Annotated in this window: 24 protein-coding genes; 4 read left to right on the top strand and 20 right to left on the bottom strand. The window is 33.1% G+C overall.

From position 1 onward, the window contains the following. The first annotated feature begins 12 nt into the window (after positions 1 to 12). From NST46_RS09470 to NST46_RS09455, 4 genes are read left to right on the top strand one after another with little or no spacing between them, the layout of a single operon-like run. Positions 13 to 414 carry a hypothetical protein gene (locus NST46_RS09470; RefSeq protein WP_095312241.1) on the top strand — a complete coding sequence of 134 codons (402 nt, stop codon included), beginning with the start codon at positions 13 to 15 and terminating at the stop codon, positions 412 to 414. Next, positions 411 to 878, top strand: coding sequence for an adenylyltransferase/cytidyltransferase family protein (locus tag NST46_RS09465; RefSeq protein ID WP_095312238.1), 468 nt, complete (start codon positions 411 to 413; stop codon positions 876 to 878). The genes NST46_RS09470 and NST46_RS09465 overlap by 4 nt, the downstream gene beginning before the upstream one ends. Positions 879 to 888: 10 nt before the next feature. Continuing rightward, positions 889 to 1,692 carry a phytanoyl-CoA dioxygenase family protein gene (locus NST46_RS09460; RefSeq protein ID WP_095312235.1) on the top strand — a complete coding sequence of 268 codons (804 nt, stop codon included), beginning with the start codon at positions 889 to 891 and terminating at the stop codon, positions 1,690 to 1,692. A gap of 18 nt (positions 1,693 to 1,710) precedes the next feature. Then, positions 1,711 to 2,499, top strand: coding sequence for a phytanoyl-CoA dioxygenase family protein (locus NST46_RS09455; protein WP_095312231.1), 789 nt, complete (start codon positions 1,711 to 1,713; stop codon positions 2,497 to 2,499). Between the two features lie 59 nt (positions 2,500 to 2,558). Here NST46_RS09455 and NST46_RS09450 read toward each other — a convergent pair whose 3' ends face one another. The 20 genes from NST46_RS09450 to NST46_RS09355 all read right to left on the bottom strand — a co-directional run bounded on the left by NST46_RS09450 (position 2,559) and on the right by NST46_RS09355 (position 23,466). Beyond that, on the bottom strand, positions 2,559 to 4,157 hold the full coding sequence (locus NST46_RS09450) for a carbamoyltransferase N-terminal domain-containing protein (RefSeq protein ID WP_095312227.1): 1,599 nt from the start codon (positions 4,155 to 4,157) through the stop codon (positions 2,559 to 2,561). Positions 4,158 to 4,159: 2 nt separating this feature from the next. Further along, positions 4,160 to 6,094, bottom strand: a complete 1,935-nt coding sequence (locus tag NST46_RS09445; protein ID WP_341137104.1) for a carbamoyltransferase C-terminal domain-containing protein — start codon at positions 6,092 to 6,094, stop codon at positions 4,160 to 4,162. Beyond that, the gene (locus tag NST46_RS09440; RefSeq protein ID WP_341137103.1) at positions 6,081 to 7,709 is read right to left on the bottom strand and encodes a carbamoyltransferase family protein; all 1,629 of its coding nucleotides are present in this window, start codon (positions 7,707 to 7,709) and stop codon (positions 6,081 to 6,083) included. The genes NST46_RS09445 and NST46_RS09440 overlap by 14 nt, the downstream gene beginning before the upstream one ends. Positions 7,710 to 7,726: 17 nt before the next feature. Further along, positions 7,727 to 9,451 (bottom strand): ABC transporter ATP-binding protein, encoded by a 1,725-nt coding sequence (locus NST46_RS09435; protein WP_251661022.1) that lies wholly within the window; start codon positions 9,449 to 9,451, stop codon positions 7,727 to 7,729. Beyond that, positions 9,444 to 11,183, bottom strand: coding sequence for an ABC transporter ATP-binding protein (locus tag NST46_RS09430; protein ID WP_341137102.1), 1,740 nt, complete (start codon positions 11,181 to 11,183; stop codon positions 9,444 to 9,446). Before NST46_RS09430 ends, NST46_RS09435 begins: the two co-directional genes overlap by 8 nt. Next, the gene (locus NST46_RS09425) at positions 11,174 to 12,169 is read right to left on the bottom strand and encodes a hypothetical protein (RefSeq protein WP_251661024.1); all 996 of its coding nucleotides are present in this window, start codon (positions 12,167 to 12,169) and stop codon (positions 11,174 to 11,176) included. Before NST46_RS09425 ends, NST46_RS09430 begins: the two co-directional genes overlap by 10 nt. Continuing rightward, on the bottom strand, positions 12,166 to 13,284 hold the full coding sequence (locus tag NST46_RS09420) for an aminopeptidase (RefSeq protein WP_339315470.1): 1,119 nt from the start codon (positions 13,282 to 13,284) through the stop codon (positions 12,166 to 12,168). The genes NST46_RS09425 and NST46_RS09420 overlap by 4 nt, the downstream gene beginning before the upstream one ends. Before the next feature lie 9 nt (positions 13,285 to 13,293). Then, complete coding sequence (locus NST46_RS09415; protein ID WP_341137101.1) at positions 13,294 to 14,229, bottom strand: hypothetical protein; 936 nt, start codon at positions 14,227 to 14,229, stop codon at positions 13,294 to 13,296. A gap of 22 nt (positions 14,230 to 14,251) precedes the next feature. Next, positions 14,252 to 15,109 (bottom strand): alpha/beta fold hydrolase, encoded by an 858-nt coding sequence (locus tag NST46_RS09410; RefSeq protein ID WP_095312206.1) that lies wholly within the window; start codon positions 15,107 to 15,109, stop codon positions 14,252 to 14,254. 15 nt (positions 15,110 to 15,124) lie between these two features. After that, the gene (locus tag NST46_RS09405; RefSeq protein WP_341137100.1) at positions 15,125 to 15,916 is read right to left on the bottom strand and encodes an alpha/beta hydrolase; all 792 of its coding nucleotides are present in this window, start codon (positions 15,914 to 15,916) and stop codon (positions 15,125 to 15,127) included. Then, positions 15,906 to 16,307: a 3-hydroxyacyl-ACP dehydratase FabZ family protein gene (locus NST46_RS09400; RefSeq protein ID WP_095312199.1), complete on the bottom strand. Its 402-nt coding sequence runs from the start codon at positions 16,305 to 16,307 to the stop codon at positions 15,906 to 15,908. Before NST46_RS09400 ends, NST46_RS09405 begins: the two co-directional genes overlap by 11 nt. Beyond that, positions 16,304 to 16,708: a hypothetical protein gene (locus NST46_RS09395; protein ID WP_341137099.1), complete on the bottom strand. Its 405-nt coding sequence runs from the start codon at positions 16,706 to 16,708 to the stop codon at positions 16,304 to 16,306. The genes NST46_RS09400 and NST46_RS09395 overlap by 4 nt, the downstream gene beginning before the upstream one ends. A 1-nt stretch (position 16,709) precedes the next feature. Beyond that, positions 16,710 to 17,456: a class I SAM-dependent methyltransferase gene (locus NST46_RS09390; protein WP_158586235.1), complete on the bottom strand. Its 747-nt coding sequence runs from the start codon at positions 17,454 to 17,456 to the stop codon at positions 16,710 to 16,712. Between the two features lie 23 nt (positions 17,457 to 17,479). Next, a complete protein-coding gene (locus NST46_RS09385) occupies positions 17,480 to 18,874 on the bottom strand; it encodes a class I adenylate-forming enzyme family protein (protein ID WP_341137098.1) in 1,395 nt (464 codons plus the stop codon). A gap of 23 nt (positions 18,875 to 18,897) precedes the next feature. Next, positions 18,898 to 19,137, bottom strand: coding sequence for an acyl carrier protein (locus NST46_RS09380; protein ID WP_095312188.1), 240 nt, complete (start codon positions 19,135 to 19,137; stop codon positions 18,898 to 18,900). Next, the gene (locus NST46_RS09375) at positions 19,134 to 20,030 is read right to left on the bottom strand and encodes a PDZ domain-containing protein (RefSeq protein ID WP_341137097.1); all 897 of its coding nucleotides are present in this window, start codon (positions 20,028 to 20,030) and stop codon (positions 19,134 to 19,136) included. Before NST46_RS09375 ends, NST46_RS09380 begins: the two co-directional genes overlap by 4 nt. A gap of 167 nt (positions 20,031 to 20,197) precedes the next feature. After that, complete coding sequence (locus NST46_RS09370) at positions 20,198 to 21,388, bottom strand: NAD(P)/FAD-dependent oxidoreductase (RefSeq protein ID WP_341137096.1); 1,191 nt, start codon at positions 21,386 to 21,388, stop codon at positions 20,198 to 20,200. Between the two features lie 32 nt (positions 21,389 to 21,420). Continuing rightward, complete coding sequence (locus NST46_RS09365; RefSeq protein WP_095312175.1) at positions 21,421 to 21,945, bottom strand: hypothetical protein; 525 nt, start codon at positions 21,943 to 21,945, stop codon at positions 21,421 to 21,423. 104 nt (positions 21,946 to 22,049) lie between these two features. Beyond that, positions 22,050 to 22,715: a sugar phosphate isomerase/epimerase family protein gene (locus NST46_RS09360; protein WP_340002803.1), complete on the bottom strand. Its 666-nt coding sequence runs from the start codon at positions 22,713 to 22,715 to the stop codon at positions 22,050 to 22,052. 73 nt (positions 22,716 to 22,788) lie between these two features. Further along, entirely contained in the window at positions 22,789 to 23,466 is a 678-nt protein-coding gene (locus tag NST46_RS09355) for a helix-turn-helix domain-containing protein (protein ID WP_341137095.1), read from the bottom strand. Between the last annotated feature and the right edge of the window lie 63 nt (positions 23,467 to 23,529).

The raw sequence follows: 23,529 nt of genomic DNA, 5'->3' as shown, positions 1-23,529 counted from the left end.
GCTGTGATACTAATGTCAACTATTTGGATAAAAAACTTGTCTGAGACAGCTAATTTAGAAGGATATTATAAGAATCTTATCACCAAGGAGCTTAAAGCGCTCGGTGTTAATACTATCCGTGTGGTTACAAATATTGAAGAAACAGACCCGAAGGATACTACCATGTTAGTTATATCTTCTCATCAGATTCTAGCCGATAATTTATCCTATCAATCTGCAAATAACTATTTCAATACTCCTTTTAACATTAGCGCAATTATTATTCCAGAGCAGTTTAAAAATTTTTCATACCGATTTACCAATCTTCAATTTTCACCTCTTTGTTTTATTTATAATCCCCATCGAAATACTATACATGATTTATCCCTTTATTTAGCAAGTAAATTTAATATAAAAGCTGAGGTATTAAAATGAATAGTAAACTTGTAACCGTTAATTCATTGGTTGACATCGTAAAAGAACAAAAAAAAAAGCAACACAACATTATCCTAGCTGGGGGATGTTTTGATTTCTTCCACCCTGGCCATCTTGATTATTTAAGAGAAGCAAAACTATTAAATGGAGTTGTTATTGTTGGAGTGAATTCTGATCAATCATTTACAAAAGTTAAAGGAAAGCCTCCCCTTTTTACCTTTATGGACCGTGTAAGCATTCTTTCCGCATTAGAATATGTCGATTACGTTGTAAAAATTGATGAATTTAATTTAGCAGATATGATTGAAAAGATAAAACCTAATTATTTTGTTAAAGGAATTGATTATAAAGGGAAACTAATTCCTGAACATCGTACAGCCCACATAGTTGGAACGAAGGTTTTATGTTTAGGTAAGAGAAAACGGTTTTCTTCAACTGAACTTAAAAACACTTTAAAATATTGAGGTGAAGCATATGATACTACCAAATTTAGACTCTTTATATAATTTAACTGAAGAACAAATTGAAAATTATCAGAGAGATGGACACATTTTCTTACCTTCCGTAATGAAAAAGGAAGAAGTGAACGTCTATAGAACCTTCGTAGCCCAACATGTTAAATCGAATAACCTCTATCATGTTCCCAAAGAAGATCGCCATCATTATGGTGTGGAGAAGGCGTTTCCATCTGTTATGAATATGTGGGAAACAAATCCAGTGATAAAAAGAATTACCTTTGCTAGAAGGTTCGCAAAAATTGCTGCTGATCTCCTTGGCGAAGATCGTATACGTCTGTATCACGATTCCTCCATTTTTTTACCACCAGGTGGTAAAGCCATTCCCTGGCATACTGATAGTAGTTACATGCTACCTACTTATCCAGATAAAACGATTACCATGTGGATGGCGCTCAATTACCTTCCAGAAGAAATTGGATCAATGGGATTTGTGTCGCGTTCACATGAATTAGCTACTGAAAATGTTTTATTAGCTGCCAGAAAAGGATATCCTTTAGTTGAATATGGAGCAATGAATCCTGGAGATGCAACATTTCATTCTGGCTTGACTCTACATTATGCTGCGGGAAACCCAACTCCCTATTATAGAGAAGTACTAACCATCATCTATATAGCTGATGATTTAACTATCATAGATCCAGAAGATAATAAGGTTAAAGATGCTAGAAATTATCATTTAAAAAGACTATTCCCCTCGAAAAAACCTGGAGACAAAGCTTCAAGTCATTATACTCCTATTCTATATTCGCGGGAATGGTAAAAAGAAAGGTGTAATAATTTGAATACCAACAAATTACCTTCATTAGACAGCAAATACGAATTAACAAAACAGCAAATACTGAATTTCACTACTCTTGGTCATTCTTTACTAAAAGGTGTTGCTACTAAAGAAGAACTATCCTTCTATCGACCAATAATTCATGAAGTAGCTATAAACTACAATGAGGAAACTAGATTACTAGAAGATCGTGATACTTTTGGTAAAGCTTTCTTACAAACTATTAACCTGTGGAGGAAGGATGAACGAATCAAAAAGTTTGTAACTGCTCGTAGGTTTGGAAAAATAGCTGCAGATTTATTGGGGGTAGATTGTGTTCGACTCTATTTAGACCAATCTTTTATTAAAGAAACGGGAGGTGGACCTACCCCGTGGCATCAGGATAATAACTATATGGCCGAACTAATCCCAGAAAAGAAAATAACCATGTGGATGCCCCTTATTGATATTCCAAGTTCTATTGGTTCTTTATGCTTTGTATCTAAATCTCACCGATACAAAAGTATGACTACTAAACAAGTTGTAAGAGAGAATCTGGAAACCGTCAGTTACGGTGAAATGAAAGCCGGAGATGCCACTTTCCATGATGGATGGATTCTTCACGCAGCCAGTCAAAATAACGAAAGCTTTGATAGGGAAGTAATGACTATCACTTTCTTTGCAGACCCAGCTAAAATCGCATATCCTGATACCGATGAAAGGATTAATCACATAAAAACGTACTTCCCGAATCGTAATTCAGGAGATTATGCAAATACGTATTTGAACCCCATAGTTTTTAAACGATAAATAAAGAAAAACGAGCTAAAGAGCTCGTTTTTCTTTATTTAAATTGAATATCAACATCCTTACATATTTTTCGTAATTAAATAATTATCAATATAAAGATAATCCAAGTAAGATTGATAAAAAAATTCTAAAGCATCTAACGGGGTTTCAATTAAAGTTGCTCCAGAAATTTTTAATGGAGTATTGATAACCATCGGTAACGCAGTGAGGTTATAAAATTCATTAACTAAATTATGAATTAGGGAATTGACCTTTTGATCTGTTGTAATAAAATAAGTTGACCAATTACCGTTATTTAACGGTGGTGGTATTTCTGAGCTGTTTAAATAACAAGTGTTAACAAAATAAGGGGAGGATAGATTATTATTATCTATCCCTAACCAATTTTTATCTAGAATGAAAGCCATAAACGAACTTTCCAGTTTTCTATTCTTTATTTTATTTAATCTGACTTTATTTAATAAAAAACTTGGATTACCCAAAATACATCTACTACCTAAGGAAGCTCGTCCAAATTCACTTCGCCCATTAAAGATTCCAATTAGATTTCCTTGTTCAAGCAATTCAGCTAAGCGTTTCTCAGGGTAACTATCGAGATGTTCATACTTTGCATCATACACGCCTAGTGCAGTATTAATGTCTTGTTGCGTATATTTTCGGCCTAGAAACGGCGAGTAACTCCTGTTAGTTAATAGTTTTTTTGAATTATCTTGATAATACATATATAATGCACTACCCAAACAAGTTCCAGCATCCCCCATAAATGTTGATACGAAATATCGTTTAAACGGAGATAACTCTTTTATTTTTGATAGAAGAGTAGCATTCTCAAATATTGAACCAGATAGACAGAGATTTTCTTCCCCTGTTCGCTCATAGAGATAATTGCACATTTCAAGCACAATGATCTCCAAATGGTATTGAATCGCATACGATAAATCAGCCTTAATTTGATCTCTTATTTTAGTTGCATGTGCATCTTCTAACTTCTGTTTGATATACCTTTTTAAGCTTTCCAGTTGCTCATTTGCTTGGATAAATTCGCCCTCGCTAATTGAATAAAATTGATAAAAATCCTGAACAAATCGATCATTTCCTTTGGCAGCTAGCTTCATGGTTTTTTTATCATCCATCTCATGAAATCCAATACCTATGGTGACATATTGAAGAAACATTCCCAATGAATTAGTTACTATTTCAAAATCATCACTTTCGATTCCCTCTACCTTTTTATTTAGAGTTATTTGGCAGTTTTTAGACGTATAGAAACTTATCGTTTCACGGATGCGATTTTTCTCATCTGTATAACTACCTCTTCCGTCCACAACTAAAATTGCACTCCTCTCAAAATTCGATAAATAATAACTGGCAGATGCATGTGATAAATGATGATTCATCAACTTAATTTTATCAGCAAACTTGACATAATAATCTGACTCAATAATGTCATTTCCTATTACAATATCGATATCATCTATGTTAATACCTAAGTATTTTAAGCAGTAGTCAACAGCTTTACATCGAAAAGTTGATCTATCATGATAGGAGCCTTTTACTTTACTCAATCGTTCTTCCTCTATAGCAACAGCAACTTCCCCATCAACAACTATACAAGCTGAAAAGTCATGAATGGATCCACCTAACCCTAATATTTTCATGATTATTCGTCCTTCCTAACAAACATACGATATTTCTTTAACGGACCAATTTCATTTACTAATCTTGAAGCATCATCTGGGTCTTTGAGATCGTATTTATAAAGAAATCGAACTTTTTCTAAAGGGTCCTTATAGAAGGTTAAAAGTTCTTTTGGTACATTGAAGGGATTTGCTTTTTTCCATAGCGCTATCTTTTGATCGCTATTTAAATCATCGATAGTGAGTGGGCGTTGACTAGGTTCACTATGGAGGAATTTATGATGGTTCTGGAATTCAATTCGATTTCCATTAAAATAACCCACCTTGATTCCTTTACGTAAACAAAAGTTAATTGCTTCATCTATACGATTTATTATTGGCTCTCCTTTATCATTTAAAGATGTGTTACAAATAATTGGAATTCCTGTTTTTTGATAAAATCGCCGTATTACATCATAGATTAGAGAATTCATTTCCCGGTTAACCGTTTGCACCCTTGCAGACTCATCCAAATGAGAAACGGCTGGAATATAGTTAACCATGGACTCTTTAATTTTAAATGTATGAAGCATATATTCGGAAGGATAGGCACCTTCAAACCACTGTTCTAAATACTCCTCTAATACAATTGGGGCAACCGGTCTCCACCATTCTCTTTGTTTAATTCTATTTAATTCATCCTTCATTTTGACTGATCTTGGGTCACTTATAATAGAGCGATTTCCTAAAGCTCTTGGGCCAATCTCTGTTCTTCCATTAAACCAAACAACTGGATAGTTTATTATATCATCTACTACTATTTCTTTATCTGGAATACTAATAGATTTAATGAATTTACCGTATTTTTCTCGAGTCGATATCTCACAGAATTCGTTGCCTTCTCCATAATATGCATTTCTAAAGGTAAATGAAATACGTCCGATCTCTTTATAGAATGCATAAAGACCAGTTCCTAAGGATAAACCGCTATCTCCAACACAAGGAGGAGCAATAAAACTTTTAAAGTGATACTTATTCATAAGATAACTATTCGTTGGACAATTTAATGTAAATCCACCTGACATCGATAAATGTGTTTCCTCTGGGTTAACATTATAATGAGCAAGTACTTTCTCAATATTAATATCCATTACCTTAAATGATGCTTCTTGTATAATTTTCATTAACATACTTATTTTATTCTCTTTTTCTGTAAAAAGAGGATCAAAATAGTTAAATAATTTTCCTTCATCCGCTTTCGTAAGTGAATTTATTTTATCATATAGTTTTTCAAATGGATTTTCCTTACCAAAATAACCGGAACCATCAAGCAGGGGAATTTCATGGCTGTATTGATAATAAGCCTTACTTTTGCTCGCACTGGCCAATGCCATTAACGTCCCCTCTTTGATTCCAAAATAAAACATAGCCCATCCCCAAAGCAGTCCCGGTGATTCAACGGGAAACAGTTCGATTTTACCTTTGTTAACATAACAACCCGCATAATAAGGTTTATGGATTCGTTCTGTTTCATCGACAACCCCATCAGGTCCACCATCCACTGCAAAACCAATTATTTTATCGTTATAAAACTTATCTGGGTCCAAAAGAATTGAAGAAAACAAATGACAAATACTATGATATGATAAATCGTCATATTGCCTAAGTGAATGATAATCATCTGTTGTATTCAAACCCGGAGTCCCCCATACTGCCTGCATATTATCTAATGTAAGATTAAGCGGACGCAACAATTTATTGATTGTTTTTTTGGCTTGTTCCACACTATGAAAGGATTTATGGTGTTCCTTTTTACCAGAGAACCTTTCTAACTCCCAATAATGAATGAGTTCAATTGAGTTTCCAATCTTATAAAATAATGCCATATTTTGATCATGTCTAACGATTGTGTCTAACAAATGATCAATGGGATCAATGTGTAGGTACGTTGCTAAATAATATCCATCATTCATAGCCATTACCCACACTTTCTATTTTCTGTAATAAATAATTTCCAATCACAAGGTAGTCTAAATCCATACGAAGAAAGGAATCTAAAGCATCTTGAGGGGATTCAACAATTGGTTGTCCATTATCATTAAACGATGTATTAAGCAGTATGGGTATGTTAGTTTTATTATAAAAATAACGAATAAGCTCATAAAATTGCGGATTCAGGGCTATTGAAACAGTTTGCAATCTGCCGGTTCCATCTACGTGAGTCACTGCCGAAATTTTATCTTGAGCATTCACTTTTATCTTTGGAACAAATAGCATATAAGGAGAGGACTTTGAAAAATCAAAAAAATCACAGGCATATTCTTCCAATACTGCTGGAGCAAATGGCCTAAAAGGTTCTCTATGCTTGATTCGTTTATTAATTATATCCTTCATATTAGGATTTCTTGGGTCTGCGAGGATACTTCTATTTCCGAGTGCACGAGGCCCTGCTTCTGATTTCCCTTGAAACCAACCAATAATTTTTCCTTCCGATAATAACGTTGAAACTTCATCATATAGGTCATCTTCTGTATGTTGAACAATAGTAAGGTTAGAAGCATGTTTATGAAATGCAGATTTTATGTCAGAATCACTATATTCTTTACCCAGATACGGGCTACAGTCCCCAGTATTTGGTATTCTTTCATACCCTCCGATTTGATAATACCCATATAATGAACAACCTACGGCGGTTCCAGCATCACCAGCAGCTGGGAAAATATATAGGTTCTTAAATGGCGTTCTTCTTAGAATTTTTTCGTTCGCCACACCATTTAAAGCAACCCCTCCTGATAGGCATAGGTTTTCTGATTTAGTAATACTGTATAAATTTATACAGGCAGCAATTAGAACCTCTTCTAGATGGTGCTGTACTGCATATGCCATATCTGCTTTTGTTTGTTGTTTATCTTGACTGTTTTTCATCTGATGCCTTACAAACTCACGCATTTTCTGAATCTGTAAAAGAGATTGTTTAAATTGACCTTTATGATCGAACCAAAAGAATTCAGTAAAATCTTTAATATACTTTTCTGTTCCGAATGGTGCTAATCCCATTGTTTTACCATCCTGTAAAAATCCAAATCCAATTAAATCCGTCATTTCCTCATAAAATTTCCCTACTGAATTTTCTATCAAATCGTTTTCTTCAAGTCCGCTAACTTTTTTTAATTCAATAATATCTCTCCCCTTACCGTAGTAATAAGAGATAGTCTCTCTTTCTCCATTTGATAAAAAGCTCCCTCTACCATCTACAATTAGGATTGCTGATTCGTTGAATGGTGAAGGATAAAATGTCGTAGCAGCATGTGATAAGTGGTGGTTAATTTGATGTACGTGATGATGATTAAATCTAGAATAGTATGCTGGCTCAACAATATCCGATGTCACGATGCAATCTAAATCTTCTTCATTCATGTTATTCACCGACAAACAATATTCGGCCGCTTTATTTAATACAATCTTCTTATGGATATTTAACGAATGTTTCATCCTCAACAATCGTTCTTCTTCAATATACGTTAATATTTTTCCGTGTTGAGACAAGCATGAAGAAAAGTCATGAATAGATCCCCCTATACCTAAAACGTTCAAACGATCACCCCTCTTTTTTATTCAACCAATACTTTATGTCGCTTTGTTTGTAGTGCGGTTAATTTATAAAAAAAGCCTTTTTTCTTTATTAGTTCTCTATAGGTTCCACCTTCTTCAATTATTCCTTTGTTTAGGACAAATATTTTATCAGCATCTTTTACTGTAGTTAAACGGTGCGTTACCATAATAAGCGTTTTATCCCTTGTTTCTTCTACAAGTTTTTTAAAGATTTTTCGTTCAGTTTCATAGTCTTGACTGGATGTTGCTTCATCCAGAATAATTATTTTTGTATCCTTAAGCAGGGCTACTGCAATCGCAAGAATCTGTTTTTCCCCGGTTGATATACTATTATTGTTAGATGAGGCAAAACCTTGCTTTCTTATTTTTTCAGTTAATTTTGCCGAACCAAGCTTTTCCAAAATCGTAATACATTTATTCCATTGATTTTCACTAAGCTCTTTCAAATAGGATAGTTCGAACTCATAACTATGCTGATCAACATAGGAAATTTGATTCCTAACTGTTTTTGTATTGAGCAGAGTTATATCATTATTATCGATTAGTATTTTTCCTTTACCGGGAGCATAAAATTTCAATAGTAAACTTAAGATAGAACTTTTTCCAGAACCCGACGGACCAACAATAGCAACCTTTTCTCCGTGACTTACCGAAAAACTTATCTTCTTTAGAATATCTTGGTTTTCTTGATAATTAAAATAAACATCCGAGAAAACAATATTACCTTTATCTATCTTTTTCACAATAGTATTCTTTGATTCGACTTGATTGTTATCATAAACACTAAATACTCGATTTGCTGCTTCAAGGGCAGTTAACGATACTACCCATTGCCCATTTATACCTTTAAATAATGCGAAGATTCTTCTAATGTAATCAATCAATAAATATAACAAACCTATACTATAAGAACCTTCTATAATCGAACCTCCAAAATACCAAATCATACCTGCGATTACTAATCCTTGCAATAGACCATTTAAGTTTACATCCGTCAAATGAAGCGTGTGCATCCTTTTCAACATATTTCGGTATATCTTATGATTCGTTTCTACGTATTCACTATTAATCTGAGATTCTGCATTATTTAATTTTACTAAAGAGAAATTTTTAATTATATCAACAAATAAAATGTTTATCTTGTTTAAATACTCTTGAATATTAGTTATATACTTATGAACAGGTTTATTTATGATGTAATTCACTGTCATAAATACAATTGGAATCCCGAGTGAAAGTAATCCAAAAAGGGGATTAATCAAAAAGAGTGCTATATATAAGCCAATTAATTGAAGTAGACTAACAATAAATCCCCCTAAAAAATTATCAAATACATCTTTTATTTGCATCGACTCATTTGTTAGTTTATTGATAATATCACCAGGTGGTATCTTATCAAAAAAAATTTTTGGTTGCTGATTTAGATACTGTACTAAGTCATTTCTAATTATCTGTACCAGTCTAAGAGTATATTTTGAGAAAATATACTCATGTCCAAAGTTAAGTAAACCAGACAATATAATCAAAATAACTAATCCAATTAGTGCACTGGAGAGTATATTCGTTATGCTGTGCTCTATATAGTTGTCCAATATAATCTTGATTAAATATGGAATGTATAAATCGATTGTAATCGCAATTAATAATATAAAAGTGGTGACGACAAATTGATACTTATAATTCAATAAGTAATCAAACAACCTTTTAATCGTCTTTCTATTCACACTGTAACCTCCTCTCTTCTTCCTCCAATTCACTTAACTCTTTAAATTTACGATATTGATTAGAATACCAATTATTGGATTGAATGAGAGTTTCATGGCTACCCATTTCAACTACCTTTCCATCTATTAATACGATAATTTTGTCTACCCTCTGTGTAAGTTCAAAGTTATTTGTAACAATTATATTTGTTTTTTCTCGTCGAAACCTCAGTAGTTTCTCAAAAATCGCAACCGCATTCTTTGAATCTATGAAGGAAAAAATATCATCTAATAATAGTAATTCGGAATTTTTTAAAAGTGCTCTAGATAGTGCTAATTTTTGAAGTTGCCCCCCCGATAGATTCTTTCCACTTCCCCCGATACTCGAATTTAAAGTTAAATTTGAATTTTTCACTTCTTTATGAAGGCTGGTAATTTGCAAAACTTCCTCTATCTTCTCCTTTGCAGATGAACTACCCAAGATTAAATTTTCGTAAATGGTTTTCGATAAATTTGATGGTTCTTGAGGCACATATGCAACAAGGTTTGATAGGTTCTTTTGGGAAAGCTCTCTGTAAGGAACATTTGAAATACTAGCGCTGCCCTCATAGGTATCATACTCTCCTGCAAAGAATGAAATTAAAGAACTTTTCCCGCTACCTGTCTTCCCAACTATTGCAATATTTTCTCCCCTTCTAACTATCAGATTCACATCACTCAGGGCATTTGAATTTCCTCTTCTAAGACTAAAATGCTCAAAACGTATATCTGTTAGTGATTTAATATTACGAGTAAAACTTGAATTGTTTTTCGTGTTATCCACATAATCTATAAACCGACTTGCTGATGCATTTCCCTGTTGGAAAAAATTTACAAAATCTCCTAACGCTCTTATAGGCCAATGCAGTAAGTTTATATAAAACAAAAAAGTGATCAATGCGCCAATTGTTATGTCACCCACAGCAATTAAATATGAACCATACCCCAATGTAATAACGTAATTAATACGAATCAACGTAACAATGATAGGATGAAACATACTAACTGTTCGCGCTAAAACAATCTCAGAATTTGTAACACCTTGATTCAACCGAAAAAAACTCTCCACGTACTTTTTTTCTAACATAAATATCCGAATCAAGCGTAATCCATTAAAAAATTCTAGACTGTGATTGTTAAGGTAGCCTTTTTTATCTTGTACATCCATACTATTTTGGTGCACTTGCTTTCCTAACCTTTTTACTACAAAAATAATTAATAGCATGGGCGGCAGGGAAAAGATTGTTAGTTTCCAGCTGATCATTATACTCATTGTAAAAATAACCAGAAGTCCAATTACAGTACTCATAAAACTTAGGATTCCAAATCCGAAGCTAGATCCAATAGTATTGATATCGTTATTCATTATAGTCAAAGCATTCCCCTGATCATTAGGTGCTTTTTTGTTGTACAAGGTCCGATAAAACATGTCTTTCCTTAGTTCCTTTTGAATAAAAAATTCTCCTCCAAATAGAGAGGATGACCAGATATAAATCACAACAAAGTGAAATAAAGCAATTGCGACCAGTAATATGACTTCTGATATTAACTTAGACTGAGTTAGATTCCCGGACGTCAATGAATCGATTATATCCCCAATTAATTTTGGGGGGATTACTTGTAATATTTCAGAAAAGATTAAAAAAGTAAAAGCAATGAGATAAAGTATAGTGCGTTTGCTTAAGTATCTTTTAAATATATCAACTAGATACATGTAGAGTCACCTATTCGCTTTAAAACACGCTGTAATAACTGTATTTCTTTTTCCTGTATATCCTTTATTTTTTCTACGAGTCCTAATATTACACGTTCATTTTTCCTTAACATATAACGCAAAACAGATTTCTTTAGATTTTCTACCATTATTACAATATTATTTATTTCATAAATATAACTTTTATCTATTAAACCTAGTTTGTGTATTTCACGTACTATAAACTGTATAATATATTTATGCTCAACGAGAATTTGAAAATTTTTAATATTCAACTCCCTTTCTTGACTACCTATTGCTTTCAAATGTTGGATTAATAACTTGTAATTATCAAGACCGTATGCATAATCATTGCTAGGATATAGCTTTTTTATATTAGAATGTATTTCGATGCAGTCCTTCGAATTTAAATAATCTTTTAACTGGGACGATATTTCATTTAACATATTTTTTATTTCCGGTTGAGAATGATGGATAGCTTTATAAAGATATACGTTTCTTTTTGAAGATTCTTGAGGATTTGCGTAAACGTAAGCATTGCAAATATGTTTTTTATGAAGTACTTTTCTTTCGAGCATCCCATTTTTGTTAACAGCTACAAACATGAAAGTTTCTTTACTACTGTCATACCCATATATCAATATATCGTTGGTTTTAGATGATCTGGAAAAAGAGGTTTGATATTGGAGGTAATACTGATCAAGATATAAACGAATGTAGAATCCCGCACGTAGTGATTCTATTAAAAATTCATCTACTAATCTATCTTTTAAGGAAAGGGAACTAATGGATACAAATGGAGTAGGTTCTTTTGCTACGTTATGGTATTCAAAAATATCTAAGGTTTGTTTTTCTTTATGTCCGTACAATTGAATACTTTGTGCAAAGTACCATATTGCTTCACGGTCACTCAATATGGACAGGGGAAATGCATGATTACTACTAGCACTAATTAATGGTGTTGTGATATTATGCGTTATTTTCAATTTTCTCCCTCCATTAAATAGTTTAGTTGCTGCAACTCTTCTGGAATAAATAACCCATCTTTTCTAATGAGCTCTCCATCAAAGAACAGCTCACCGCCTCCGTATTCTTTTTGTTGATTTAAAATAAAATCTACATGAATAGATGATTCATTCCCGTTATATGCCATTGGGAATGCTTGTCCTAATGCAAGATGTAAACTTCCAAACATTTTTTCATCAAACAGGAGATTATTTAGAGGCTTTTTAATATATGGATTCAACCCAATCCCAAACTCTCCAATGTATTGAGATCCTTCATCTGTAGATATAATTCGGTGTAAAGTATCTTGATTCCTTGATTTAAAGCTAATAACCTTACCATTTTTAAATTCAAGAAACACATCTTCCAATAGTTCTCCGTTTAGTGAAGTAATACAATTAAAATGGATATACCCTTCCACTGTTTCTTTTATCGGTGCAGAAAATATTTCTCCATCCGGAATGTTGTATTTACAATCACATAGATAGTTCCCAATTCGTTTCATTGAAAAAGTCAGATTTGTATTCGGGGATTTAATTTCAACCGTGTTGGTTTTGTTCATTAAACGTTGTAGAGGTATGACATTTCTCTTAAGTTTCTCATAATTAAAAGTAGACGCTTTATAATACGTATCTGCTAACTCTGTTGAACCAATTTTGGCCAATTGTGCCATTCCATAGGTTGGGTATTGAAGCAATGTCCAATTTTCTTTCATCAAATATGCATGCTGATAAGGATTTAAGAATCGTCTGTTGTATAGAGACAGCTTATCTTTAGGGATATCTTCAAACTCATAAAGGTTCTCATGGGACTTAATACCAATATAAACATCCATATTCTTTAAACGATACAATTCCTGATCAAGCCATAATTTTAAACTTTCTTCCGAAGAACCCATTATTAATTCTTTTATGTGTTTCGTCTTGTACGTTCGTAAGTAAGGGAGTGCCCCTCGATTGTATATTTCCTTAATAATTTCGTTAACAAAATTATTAACTTCTCCTTGAACATCTATCATTACCTTATTTCCTTTTTGAATGTGATTTGAGGTTATTAATCGTTGTATTATTTCTTTTTGTTGAACGGTTGAAAGCATACCATCACCCTATCTTAATAATAATTGATTTAATTTTATTTCTATTTCCCATAAAGTATTGACTTTTTCTAGAACTAAGTTTTCTTTCACACGGTTACGTAAAATACCTTTGTTCAACATATTCCGTAGCGAATCTGCTATTCGGGATGATTTCTTAGCCAAGTTTAGCACCTCATCATCAAAATCAACAAAATTAGCAAAATGAACAAACATTTCTCTTGAACCAGCTAATAGTGTAAACGACGCACTAAGATGCTGTAGGGTTTCAACTAAGTTATTGAAATAGGGAGATTTTAGTTTCAAGAGGTCATCCACAGAATCAAATAATTCATATGTTTCATTCCGGTTGTCTATGAAGTCTTGAAATAATTTCTTAGTTTTTTCTTTTAAATCATCCATATTGTTGAAAGTTATAGGCTCAAAATAACTAATATATCTAAATCCACAGCCATTTTTGTAGGCAATCTCTAATTCACTTATCGGATACTGAAATTTTGAAAAGATTGGTGCAGTTTCGTCGATAATATCTATTAAATTATCATGGAATCCCTTAATCATTATGGAATGAGGTGATTTTTCTTTTTGGTAACTCTGCTTTCGGTGTGGGAGATAAAATGTGTCTACTGACACAAACACAATATTCCCACTATCTATAATCTCTTTAATTCCCTCTTGTATATTATATAAAGATTCTGAATGTATATCTCTCTTTTCCAGTCCAATCAATTGCCAATCAGAATGTTGAAAACCCAGCTCATCAAAGTGGTATCTGGATTTTTTTTGTTTAATAATCTGAATCATTATCTCATTTGTTGAATCTAAGCAATTATAATACAGTGCTTCTACTCGATATCCCATTTGTTTTAAATAACTAACATACTGACTTTTACTGCAATCCAAATAATTTAGATCAAACAGGTATTTTCCTTCTAAATCGATTCCCATACTTTTTGTCTCCTTTTTGGTATTACCTTAATAAGGGACAGAAATCTGTACATTCCCTTCCTTTTACTAACAATTCTATTATTTCAATCAACTTATCCATTGCAGAAGGATGTTGATGATAATATTCTACTTGCTCTAATTTATATACCTTATTAAACTGGTCTATCAATTCGAATTTCCAATCTTTTTCACCTATAATCAGCGTTAGATTTTGTACTAACATTAATTCTTTCATTGGGATTAGCTTGTCTATCTGCTCGATAAGGGAAGAGGAAATTCTTTGTCCATGAAGATATAACAAATGCGATCCAAACTTAGTAAAATAATTATATTGATGAATATCAAAATCACTTAACGTATAATAATCATATCCGGTTACTAATTCTTGGGAGTCTAGCGATCCTATCCTGTTTAGTTTTTGAAGAACTTCTTTGGCAAATATATCTCTTGACTTCGGAATAGGCGCAATTATGGGAGAAATAGCTATTACTTTGCAATCAATGTTATAAAGTTTTTCTATTTGCTGGCAAACTCTACAAGCAATTATCCCACCTAGCGCGTTTCCAACAAGATATAATACCGGAGGTTTAAACAACTTAATACCAATTTTCACTACTCTAAGACTATCCTCGTACATTGTCTGAAGATTAACCTCTTCCATTGATCCTTTGCTATCTCCACATCCCTTATAGTCAAATTGAATGAACTTTTGCCCTCTTTTTTCAAGATGTTTTCTTAAATTAGAAAAAAGATAATTCTTTTCACTCATTGCTTGACCTAAGCCAGGAAATGTAACAACTAAGCTATCACACTCGTTGGAACCATATTCTATTAGTCCACATATCTCTTTATTTTTACCCAACCAGCGCTGTTTCCACATGTAATATCCTCCATTCTACCCGAATTGTGATAAAAGCCAATTCAACGTCTTTGTCATTAATAAGTTTTCAAATTTCTCCGAAGTAAATAAGTGGCCTGCTTTCGGTATAGTAAGGGTTTGATTTTGAGCGCTCTCATTATATATTGGTAATTCATTTATTTCCATGTGTACCATTTCCTCTTGTACCAAAGGGTCATCTCCTCCAAATATAAGTAGGGATTTATCATTATAGGATTTAATCTCATTCATAATATTTACCCTTTGTAGATCACGGTAAAAATCCATACTAATCCATAATCCTGCCCATGGCATTACTATTTTATCTTTCTGCACCTCATGACGAGAGAATCTAGGTCTTTTATTATTTGGATAATTTCCCCCGTATTCATTGAAAAGAGGACTCCAAATAACCACTTTATCAACTTTTGTTCGATTTGCTGCCATTATTGCAATTCTCGCACCGTCACTAAATCCTAAATAAGCAATCTTGCTATTATCTACAAAATCAAGATTTGTTGTGTAACGATAAGCAGCTTGTATGTTTGATACTTTTGTGGAAGTTGTCATATCATAATAAAACCCATCACTAAGACCCATCCCATAATAATCAAATCTAAGAGTAGCAATCCCTCTTTCAGCTAACACACGGGCATATTTTACCGCTAGTCGATGCACTTCGTATCTTTCCCCGTTCTTACCCGGACAGTAAATGACAGCGGGACAGGTCCCTTTTAAGTTCTCTGGTATATGTAATACTCCTGCTAGACGTCCCTGATCTTCAAGTTCTATCAATCTCTCAATTGTCATGACAGACCCCTCTTCGAAAAATAAATTTAGCCTTCGCAACCGTAATTTGATTTACTTTACCGAATGATTTAAAAATGACTTGCTCATAATCAATATATTCTACTGTGATGGAATAACTTATGATGTCACCTGGATATATGCTGTGAAGAAACCTAGACTGTATTTTACTAGGAGATAAATTATAGATAGATAGTTCCTTAAACTTGTTTGCTGCTTTGATTGATTGAAGCATACCTTCCACTACTAGCATTCCTGGAAAGATACTATATTCTTTAAAATGCCCTTGTAGAAAAAAGTCGCTATAGCTAACATATTTTTGACTCTTAATTTCATCTTGACTTACTTCTATTTGGTCAATTAAGCACCATGGCTTTTGAAATTCTAACATCATTTTTGTACTCCTACTGTTAAAATACAACCCATTATTATTTTATTATTAGATGTAACTTTTCCTTCAAGAATAGCTTGTTTGTCATGAATACGAAGCGGTTTAACTTCAAACGAAAGCATGCCACCATATAAAGGTGCCTTTTGAATATAATCACTTTTTACAGATCCAAGAACTGGAAACTCATTTTTTTGAAGTGGTTTGGTTTCAAGCTGAATAAAAATGACAGCTGTTTGTGCAACTCCTTCAAGCATGATTGAATAAGGAACATCTTCTTTATTGTCCAGCCAATATAACTTTTGGGTATTTAGTGTTGTCCTTAGAAGTTTAGAAGGTTGATAGGTATCAACCTTCTCTACAAGGCGAAAGGGTAATTGATGTGGTAAAAGATCCATATAGTTCATGTCAAACACCTTTACTCTTTTGATACTTCATAATCATTCTAGGGGAAGTCGCGGAATATGGCTGGTTATTGAAATACCCAAAAGAATCCCTTAATTGTAGACCACTTATTTGATTCATATGGATAATCTCAGAAGCCGTGTAGAGTCTTAAATTTAGTAAAAACTCTTTCTCTTCACCATGTTCTTCCCATTTAATTATTTCATTCCATCGACCAGTTAGATAGTTGAACTCTCTTTGATTCCATACGAATTTATTATTCATGTAGTACCAAGACTGCTTATTGTAATTATTTACCTTTGCTTCCCGATTATCCAAATCTTGTATAAATACTCCATTTGGTCTTAAGGCTCGATAAACATTTTTTAATGTAATCTCATCATCCTGTTGCCTTTCAACATAGCCAAATGCTGTTCCCATATTTATTACAGCATCATATTCATTAAGATAATTCATATTTCTCATATCAGAATAGATGAAATTAATAGACACTGATTCCCTTTTTGCTCTATTTTTAGCTTCTTCTAACAAATCACGCGAAGCATCTAATCCCGTAACATTATATCCGTATTTAGCTAAAGGTATTGAAATCCTTCCTTGACCACATCCTAAATCAAGAATCTTAGCATCACCAGTTAGTTCGAGATTGTTAATCAGAAATTGAAGTTCATCGTTCGTTCGATCTTTGGTTAATATCTCTTCCGAGAATTTTAAGTAATCACTCGAAAAGAAACTCTGCCATTTTTCCATAAAAAACTTCATCTTCTTTCCTTTTATTTTGTTTGTTTTAATAGAATACGACTCAGCTTTCCTGTACTTCCGTTCGGTATTTCTTGTTGTATTTTAATCTTGTCGGGCCAAAACTTAGTATCCCATTTTCTAATCTCTTTTCTTAATAAAACAGGATCGTAGCTTTTGGTAGGGACAATATGTGCTACCAGTTCAAATGCATGATTTTCTCTTTTAACTATCTCTACTATCGTGTCCTCAACATATGGCGTAGCCCTTAATAACTCCTCTACGTCCTCCAGTTGTATATTGATACCATTCCGTATAAATAAATTATCTGCCCTACCATAAATATACAGATTCTCTCCAATCATTTTCGCTATATCATGCGTATTTAGCCAACCATCTACCAATGCTTGTTCAGTTAACTTCTTTTGTCTAAAATACCCTTTCATCACACTTGGTCCCTTCACGTTTAAATAACCCTTAACCCCTTTACTAACTTGTTTCCCACTCTTATCGGTAATTTTAATTTTGAGGTTGCTTAGTGGATTTCCGACGGACGCTTCTTGAAAGGTTCCTTGCATCTTCTCCATACTGATTCTTGGTGAAGCCTCTGTAAGTCCATATCCATTAAAAACTTGGATAGTTTCCAGGAGCTTGTTAGAGATATCTAAATACTGGTACTTGTACAGCCTCTCACCACTAAGAACTACCTTTGTAAGTGATCGATATAGTTTGTAATTTTTTAGTTGAAGGATTTTAAACATTAGGGAGGGGGTCAAAAACATCATCGTAACCTGATGCATTTTTATAAGCTTTATACTATGGAATGGGGATTCAGTATGTTTCTTCACTACAAACGAGGCACCTGCGATTAACCCAGCCATTAACTCTCCGGTTATAGAAGAAGCATAGAGGAGTGGACGGATAATTAAAAGTCTGTCTTCTTGTTCTATTTGTAATTGCTGTTTTATTTGTAAAGCATTGTTTATGATATTATCATACGTTAGCATGATGCCTTTTGGACTCCCAGTCGTTCCTGATGTATAAAGCACAAATGCCACACCTCTTAACTCTTTGTATCCCGTTACCTTGTGATTAATATCAATCTTAGTTAATTTTCCATCATCATCAACGTGAGCATTCTTCACTATTATCCCAAATGTTGAGTTAAGTATTTTTTTGGTTTGATTTGGACTATTTATTAAGTCTATTGGAATAATAGTAACTTTCTCTGCCAAACACGCCAGGTACAAAGGGATTAGCTTCCAACCTAAAGTTATGTCTGTAAACATTACTGGTTGACCTTGTTTCTTATTAGATTCTGTATATGCTCGAATAAGTTCTTGATTATTTTTAGTAGTTTCATATATTTCTTGATAACAAATACTTCTATTATTGTTTCTTATACAAATACGTTCAGCCTTCTTTTTCATAAGTTTTAGAAGGTCCAATTACATTAAACCTCCTTTTCTAACCTTTCAATTACCTCTCTAACTGTTGTTGTACTCTGTATATCCAATAAATCATCCGGGAATTCAATATGATACTCTTCTTCGATCAGCACCACAAATTCCATAAATCGTAGAGAATCGAATCCAATATCTATTATTGTATCTTCTTCATGAATAGACTTTATCGGTAATAAACCACAATATTTATCACTTAATAGTTCAATGACTCTGTCTTTTATCTTCATCTTTTTCCACCTTTATCTTTTTTCCAAAGCGATCCAGAGGACGAACGTTGTTTTGCGAGGTTCTCTCTTTTCTGTCGAATATCATCAAATGTATCTTCATCCGTATCTACTAGTCCAGTAAAATTTCCCTCTAATGATAAATATGCTTGTGTGTAATGACTGGAACCATTTCTTAGATATTTAATATTAATTGCATCTTTCTCTATATTAAACGATGATATTACACGTACAAATTCATCGTAGTTTGCTGTTTCTTTGTTGTTCAAAGCGATGATAATATCACCCTTTTCTAATCCTGCTTTACTAGCAGGACTGTTAGGGAATACTTCTAATAAATAATTACCTGTATCTGCATAATTATGTTCTAACTTCTGTTCTTCATTGACCGTGCAATTTAATACCCCGAGTCTAGGATAACTAAATAGCGGAGTCCTCAAGTCCATCCCTAATTCCAATACTGATTTTAGATTGAGCAACGATCTTGTCCAACCTAGCCTCATGCATTCTCGGAACCATTGTCCATAAGTATCTGATTCGAATCCTTCAACCATTAGCGTAAGTTTGGTTAAATTATCCCTCTCCTTTATAAGCATTGTTGAAGTTTGAACCTGAAAGGTTTGAACGGATCCATCAGGGGAAATTGATTCATACGTATCCTTTACACGAAATGTATCATTTTTATCAAACTGTAATATATACTGATCATTTTCGATGTCCCCATAATTTAATAAAAAATGATCTCCTGGCTTCGGCTGCTCATTTTTCCCCCTTAATTCTGCTTTATATGTTAAGTACGTATTCATCCCCTCTGCGGTTGCGATGGAATACCATACTTTGTCAATTGGGGCTTCAAAATAGGTTTCAATATGAAAAGATTCAGAAGCGTTCTTCATCATCATAAACCTCCTGCAATTTCTTTTTTCCTTTTACATAGGCAGTTTTTTGACTGGCTTGGTTTGCTTTGTTGATTTTAAACATAGACTGAAAAAGCGTCAATAGAATTTTCTTTGTGCAAACCATTGAATGAGCACTCTTAATCTTAACAAATAGGAAGTACACATTAACCACCCTCCTGCAACATTGTCATAATTTGGTTTGAATGAAGTGCTATTTTTTTAGCTAGGCTCGGAAACGTGCATAACATACTAGTCAGTTCATGCTGAACACTGTTAATATTCGTTTTTTGGAAATTTTGTGTACTTACGGATGAATAAAATTGAGGAAGTATTCTATTATCACGCAAATTTTGATAAATAGACATGGATTCCTCCCAACTTTGCTTCTCTTTGAGATATAAATCAAGTTGAAGCGCTAATTGTTCTGCAGTACAAACTGCATTATCAATACCCACCCCTGCTATCGGATGCAGAAAAGCGCTCGAGTCACCCACAAGAACCCATCTTTTACCATAAGGTTTCTTGAAGTTACTATTAACTTTCTTAATGCCTTTTATTTTTCCTGCTATTTTTAAATTATCTATTCTCGGTACAAGCATTCTTAGCTGATATAATTGTTGGATAAAGCCATTCGGGTTACATATTTCCTTAAACTTGGAAGGAGGAACCATAATTGCAAAGCAATGCATGTTTTGATCGATTGGATTTCCAATAACGACTCCATTAGGGGTCCAATACCATTCTACTGTACCTACTGGCATTGGATTAATTCCCTTAATATATGCATAAACCACTCCAAGTTCTTCATTCTTATTTACTAAAGTAGTTTTGGCGCTAACCTTACGGGAAATCAGTGAATTTCTTCCATCAGCTCCAACTATGATGTTTCCATAAAAGGACTGATTAGAAGTACAACCTTTTTTCTTACCTGTAACTCCTATAATTTCACCTTTACTATTTTCTATAATGTCATTAACATTAAACCCCAAATTCACTTTGATATTAGGTAATTTACTTACTTCCTGCAATAAATATGAATCAAGTAACTCTCTTCTAATACTTATTACACGATTAGAAACTACTGTATCTGATTCAAAAATGTGTCCCTCCACATCAACTCTAAACCTCTCTAAAATCGGGGAACCACAATTTTCTATTTTGTAATTGATGTTTAATGACTTGTAAATATCTACTTCACCAATAATATGTGTGGAGAGTGTTGGTCCCAATTTTGAGGATTTGTCTAGCAATAAAACTTTATAACCTAATCTTCCTAAAAATATAGCTAGAGAAGCTCCGGCACATCTTGCACCGACTATTATAACGTCAAAAATAGTACTTCCTCCTATAAACAAAAGGGTCAATTAAGACCCTTTTGCAATTATAATTAATTAGATTGTAGGCAGTTATATAAGGATCCTGCCTCATTTCCATTATTATCGTAAATCGGAACAACATCTTGTGAATGGAAAACTGCATCTTTTGGTGGAAGTCCTTTAATTAAACCCTTCATGTAAATAGGCTTTTTATTATGGAGCGCACCCTCCGGAGTTTCAATAACCCAGTATAAGAATGATTCTGCATCAACACCATTATTAATGGTACTATTTACTGGAATTTTCGCTCTCGCTTTAATTGTCTCCCCTTGTCCATCAATACCACCACGAACACGAATCTCTTTTCCTGGCCACAGCACTTTAGAAGTTGCCACTAAATCTACATTTTGAATTTCTACTTCAACATCAATTCCGGATTTGATGCTAAATTCTGAATCACTTACAGTAAATTCAGTTGGACGTTCTTGCTTAAATTCTAATTCTTCACGACGCCCGTCAACAAGTTCTAGAATTGTTCTACTTGTTGATGTTTCTAATTTTAATGATTTCTTTAAAGCAGTGTTAAGTTTATTCAAATTATCCCTCCTCTATTTTAGCGTCTCTAGAGACAATAATATAATCTCATTTTTAACTTCCAAGTGCTCTGTTTTTAAATGTTTAATAATCTTCTTTTTTTATGCTATTGATAGAACATCTTTAAAGAGCCCTCGACTACTTCTATGGCTTTAGGTTCAATTCGATCTATCTCCAACGTTAATAATTTGCGATAATTACTCTTTATTAAAAAAGACAAAAAATCTACCTCCTCTTGGTTAATTTGATAGTGCTGATCATGGATTTTCTTCATTCCTTTAATATGAAATTCAGTTATAACATCATAGTATTTTTCATAAAATTTATACAGGTTTAAATTTGCGGCTTTTAAATGACTAAGGTCTGGAACTAAAGAAATATTTTCTTTTTCATATTCCAACACTAAATCGATATCCTCACTAGTAAATATAGAGGTTGCCTTATGAGGATGGATTCCCACATGGATTCCAATGTTGGTATACCTTTTAACAATTTCTCTCATCATCTCTAGCATTTTTTCTTTTGAATCAGTATGGTTTTTAAAAAGAAATCCAGAGCACAGAATAACGAAATTAATATCTAGATATCGAAGTAGTTTGCTAAGTTTATCATGATGTAAGTAAATACTTCTCCTCTGACTCCAAACCCCAAAATGTCCAAATTCATATACTCCTGATATTACTAATTGATTTTCATATACCTTATCCCTAATCCAACCTGGGTCGTTAGACAATAGAATATTACTACCAATTTCACATTTTTTAATTTGCATTTTATTTAATTCTTGAAATGCCTTGACATAATTGTTACCCCAAGGGAAAATGTGACATGAAAGTTGATTACATCTAAACTTCGTAATTATTATCCTCCTTATAGACTACTAATGAACTTGTTTGATTTCGAAAAGCGGAAGGATTTAAACCAACATATCTTCTAAAGATTTTAGAAAAGTGGGTTAAATTACCGTAACCAACATTTAAACAAGTTTCAGTTACTGATGCTCCTCTTCTAAGTAAAGCCTTTGCTTTATTTATCCGAAGTCTAATAAGATACTCTTTAAATCCAATACCGCAATACATTTTAAATATCTTTGAAAGATATGAAGTGCTAATATTAAATTCTTTGGAGACTTTTAATAAACTTAGAGTATTATCATGGGTATTATTATTGATATGTTGGATTATATTATTAATTAAAGTTGATTTATTTTTATTTGTGGAATTTTTAATTGAAAGTATTCCAATAGTTTCGAGGTAATCACAGATTAGAGGGATGTCACATTGTTTTATCCCAATAAACGTTACAAAAGCCCTATCTCCTAGTTTGCTTAACCTCCAATCAAAAGGCAGACTATGTTTTGAGGTTAGAAATACAATTAACTTATATTTACCTTTAATTTCTTTCTTTTTAACTAAATTGTTGTACTGATTGGCCGTTTTAATATAAGCTACTTCTATTACATTACTATTACTTTTAAAATCACTGGGAGGGGAGCTGGAATCAAAAACTACAAGTATTTTCAAAAATATATTCATCCTCCTATCTGTTAATATATATTAACCCTATCCATCAATATCTGTAATAGG

Source organism: Oceanobacillus sp. FSL W7-1309 (assembly GCF_038002145.1).
In the GTDB taxonomy this organism is placed as follows: Bacteria; Bacillota; Bacilli; order Bacillales; family Amphibacillaceae; genus Oceanobacillus; species Oceanobacillus profundus.
This window is presented reverse-complemented; position numbering and strand designations above follow the sequence as displayed.

Excerpts from the sequence above, each read along its gene's own strand:
- NST46_RS09470 (WP_095312241.1), top strand. The coding sequence starts at position 13 with ATGTCAACTATTTGGATAAAAAACTTGTCTGAGACAGCTAATTTAGAA.
- NST46_RS09465 (WP_095312238.1), top strand. The coding sequence starts at position 411 with ATGAATAGTAAACTTGTAACCGTTAATTCATTGGTTGACATCGTAAAA.
- NST46_RS09460 (WP_095312235.1), top strand. The coding sequence starts at position 889 with ATGATACTACCAAATTTAGACTCTTTATATAATTTAACTGAAGAACAA.
- NST46_RS09450 (WP_095312227.1), bottom strand. The coding sequence starts at position 4,157 with ATGAAAATATTAGGGTTAGGTGGATCCATTCATGACTTTTCAGCTTGT.
- NST46_RS09445 (WP_341137104.1), bottom strand. The coding sequence starts at position 6,094 with ATGGCTATGAATGATGGATATTATTTAGCAACGTACCTACACATTGAT.
- NST46_RS09430 (WP_341137102.1), bottom strand. The coding sequence starts at position 11,183 with ATGTATCTAGTTGATATATTTAAAAGATACTTAAGCAAACGCACTATA.
- NST46_RS09420 (WP_339315470.1), bottom strand. The coding sequence starts at position 13,284 with ATGCTTTCAACCGTTCAACAAAAAGAAATAATACAACGATTAATAACC.
- NST46_RS09415 (WP_341137101.1), bottom strand. The coding sequence starts at position 14,229 with ATGGGAATCGATTTAGAAGGAAAATACCTGTTTGATCTAAATTATTTG.
- NST46_RS09410 (WP_095312206.1), bottom strand. The coding sequence starts at position 15,109 with ATGTGGAAACAGCGCTGGTTGGGTAAAAATAAAGAGATATGTGGACTA.
- NST46_RS09405 (WP_341137100.1), bottom strand. The coding sequence starts at position 15,916 with ATGACAATTGAGAGATTGATAGAACTTGAAGATCAGGGACGTCTAGCA.
- NST46_RS09400 (WP_095312199.1), bottom strand. The coding sequence starts at position 16,307 with ATGATGTTAGAATTTCAAAAGCCATGGTGCTTAATTGACCAAATAGAA.
- NST46_RS09395 (WP_341137099.1), bottom strand. The coding sequence starts at position 16,708 with ATGAACTATATGGATCTTTTACCACATCAATTACCCTTTCGCCTTGTA.
- NST46_RS09390 (WP_158586235.1), bottom strand. The coding sequence starts at position 17,456 with ATGGAAAAATGGCAGAGTTTCTTTTCGAGTGATTACTTAAAATTCTCG.
- NST46_RS09385 (WP_341137098.1), bottom strand. The coding sequence starts at position 18,874 with ATGAAAAAGAAGGCTGAACGTATTTGTATAAGAAACAATAATAGAAGT.
- NST46_RS09380 (WP_095312188.1), bottom strand. The coding sequence starts at position 19,137 with ATGAAGATAAAAGACAGAGTCATTGAACTATTAAGTGATAAATATTGT.
- NST46_RS09375 (WP_341137097.1), bottom strand. The coding sequence starts at position 20,030 with ATGAAGAACGCTTCTGAATCTTTTCATATTGAAACCTATTTTGAAGCC.
- NST46_RS09360 (WP_340002803.1), bottom strand. The coding sequence starts at position 22,715 with ATGCAAATTAAAAAATGTGAAATTGGTAGTAATATTCTATTGTCTAAC.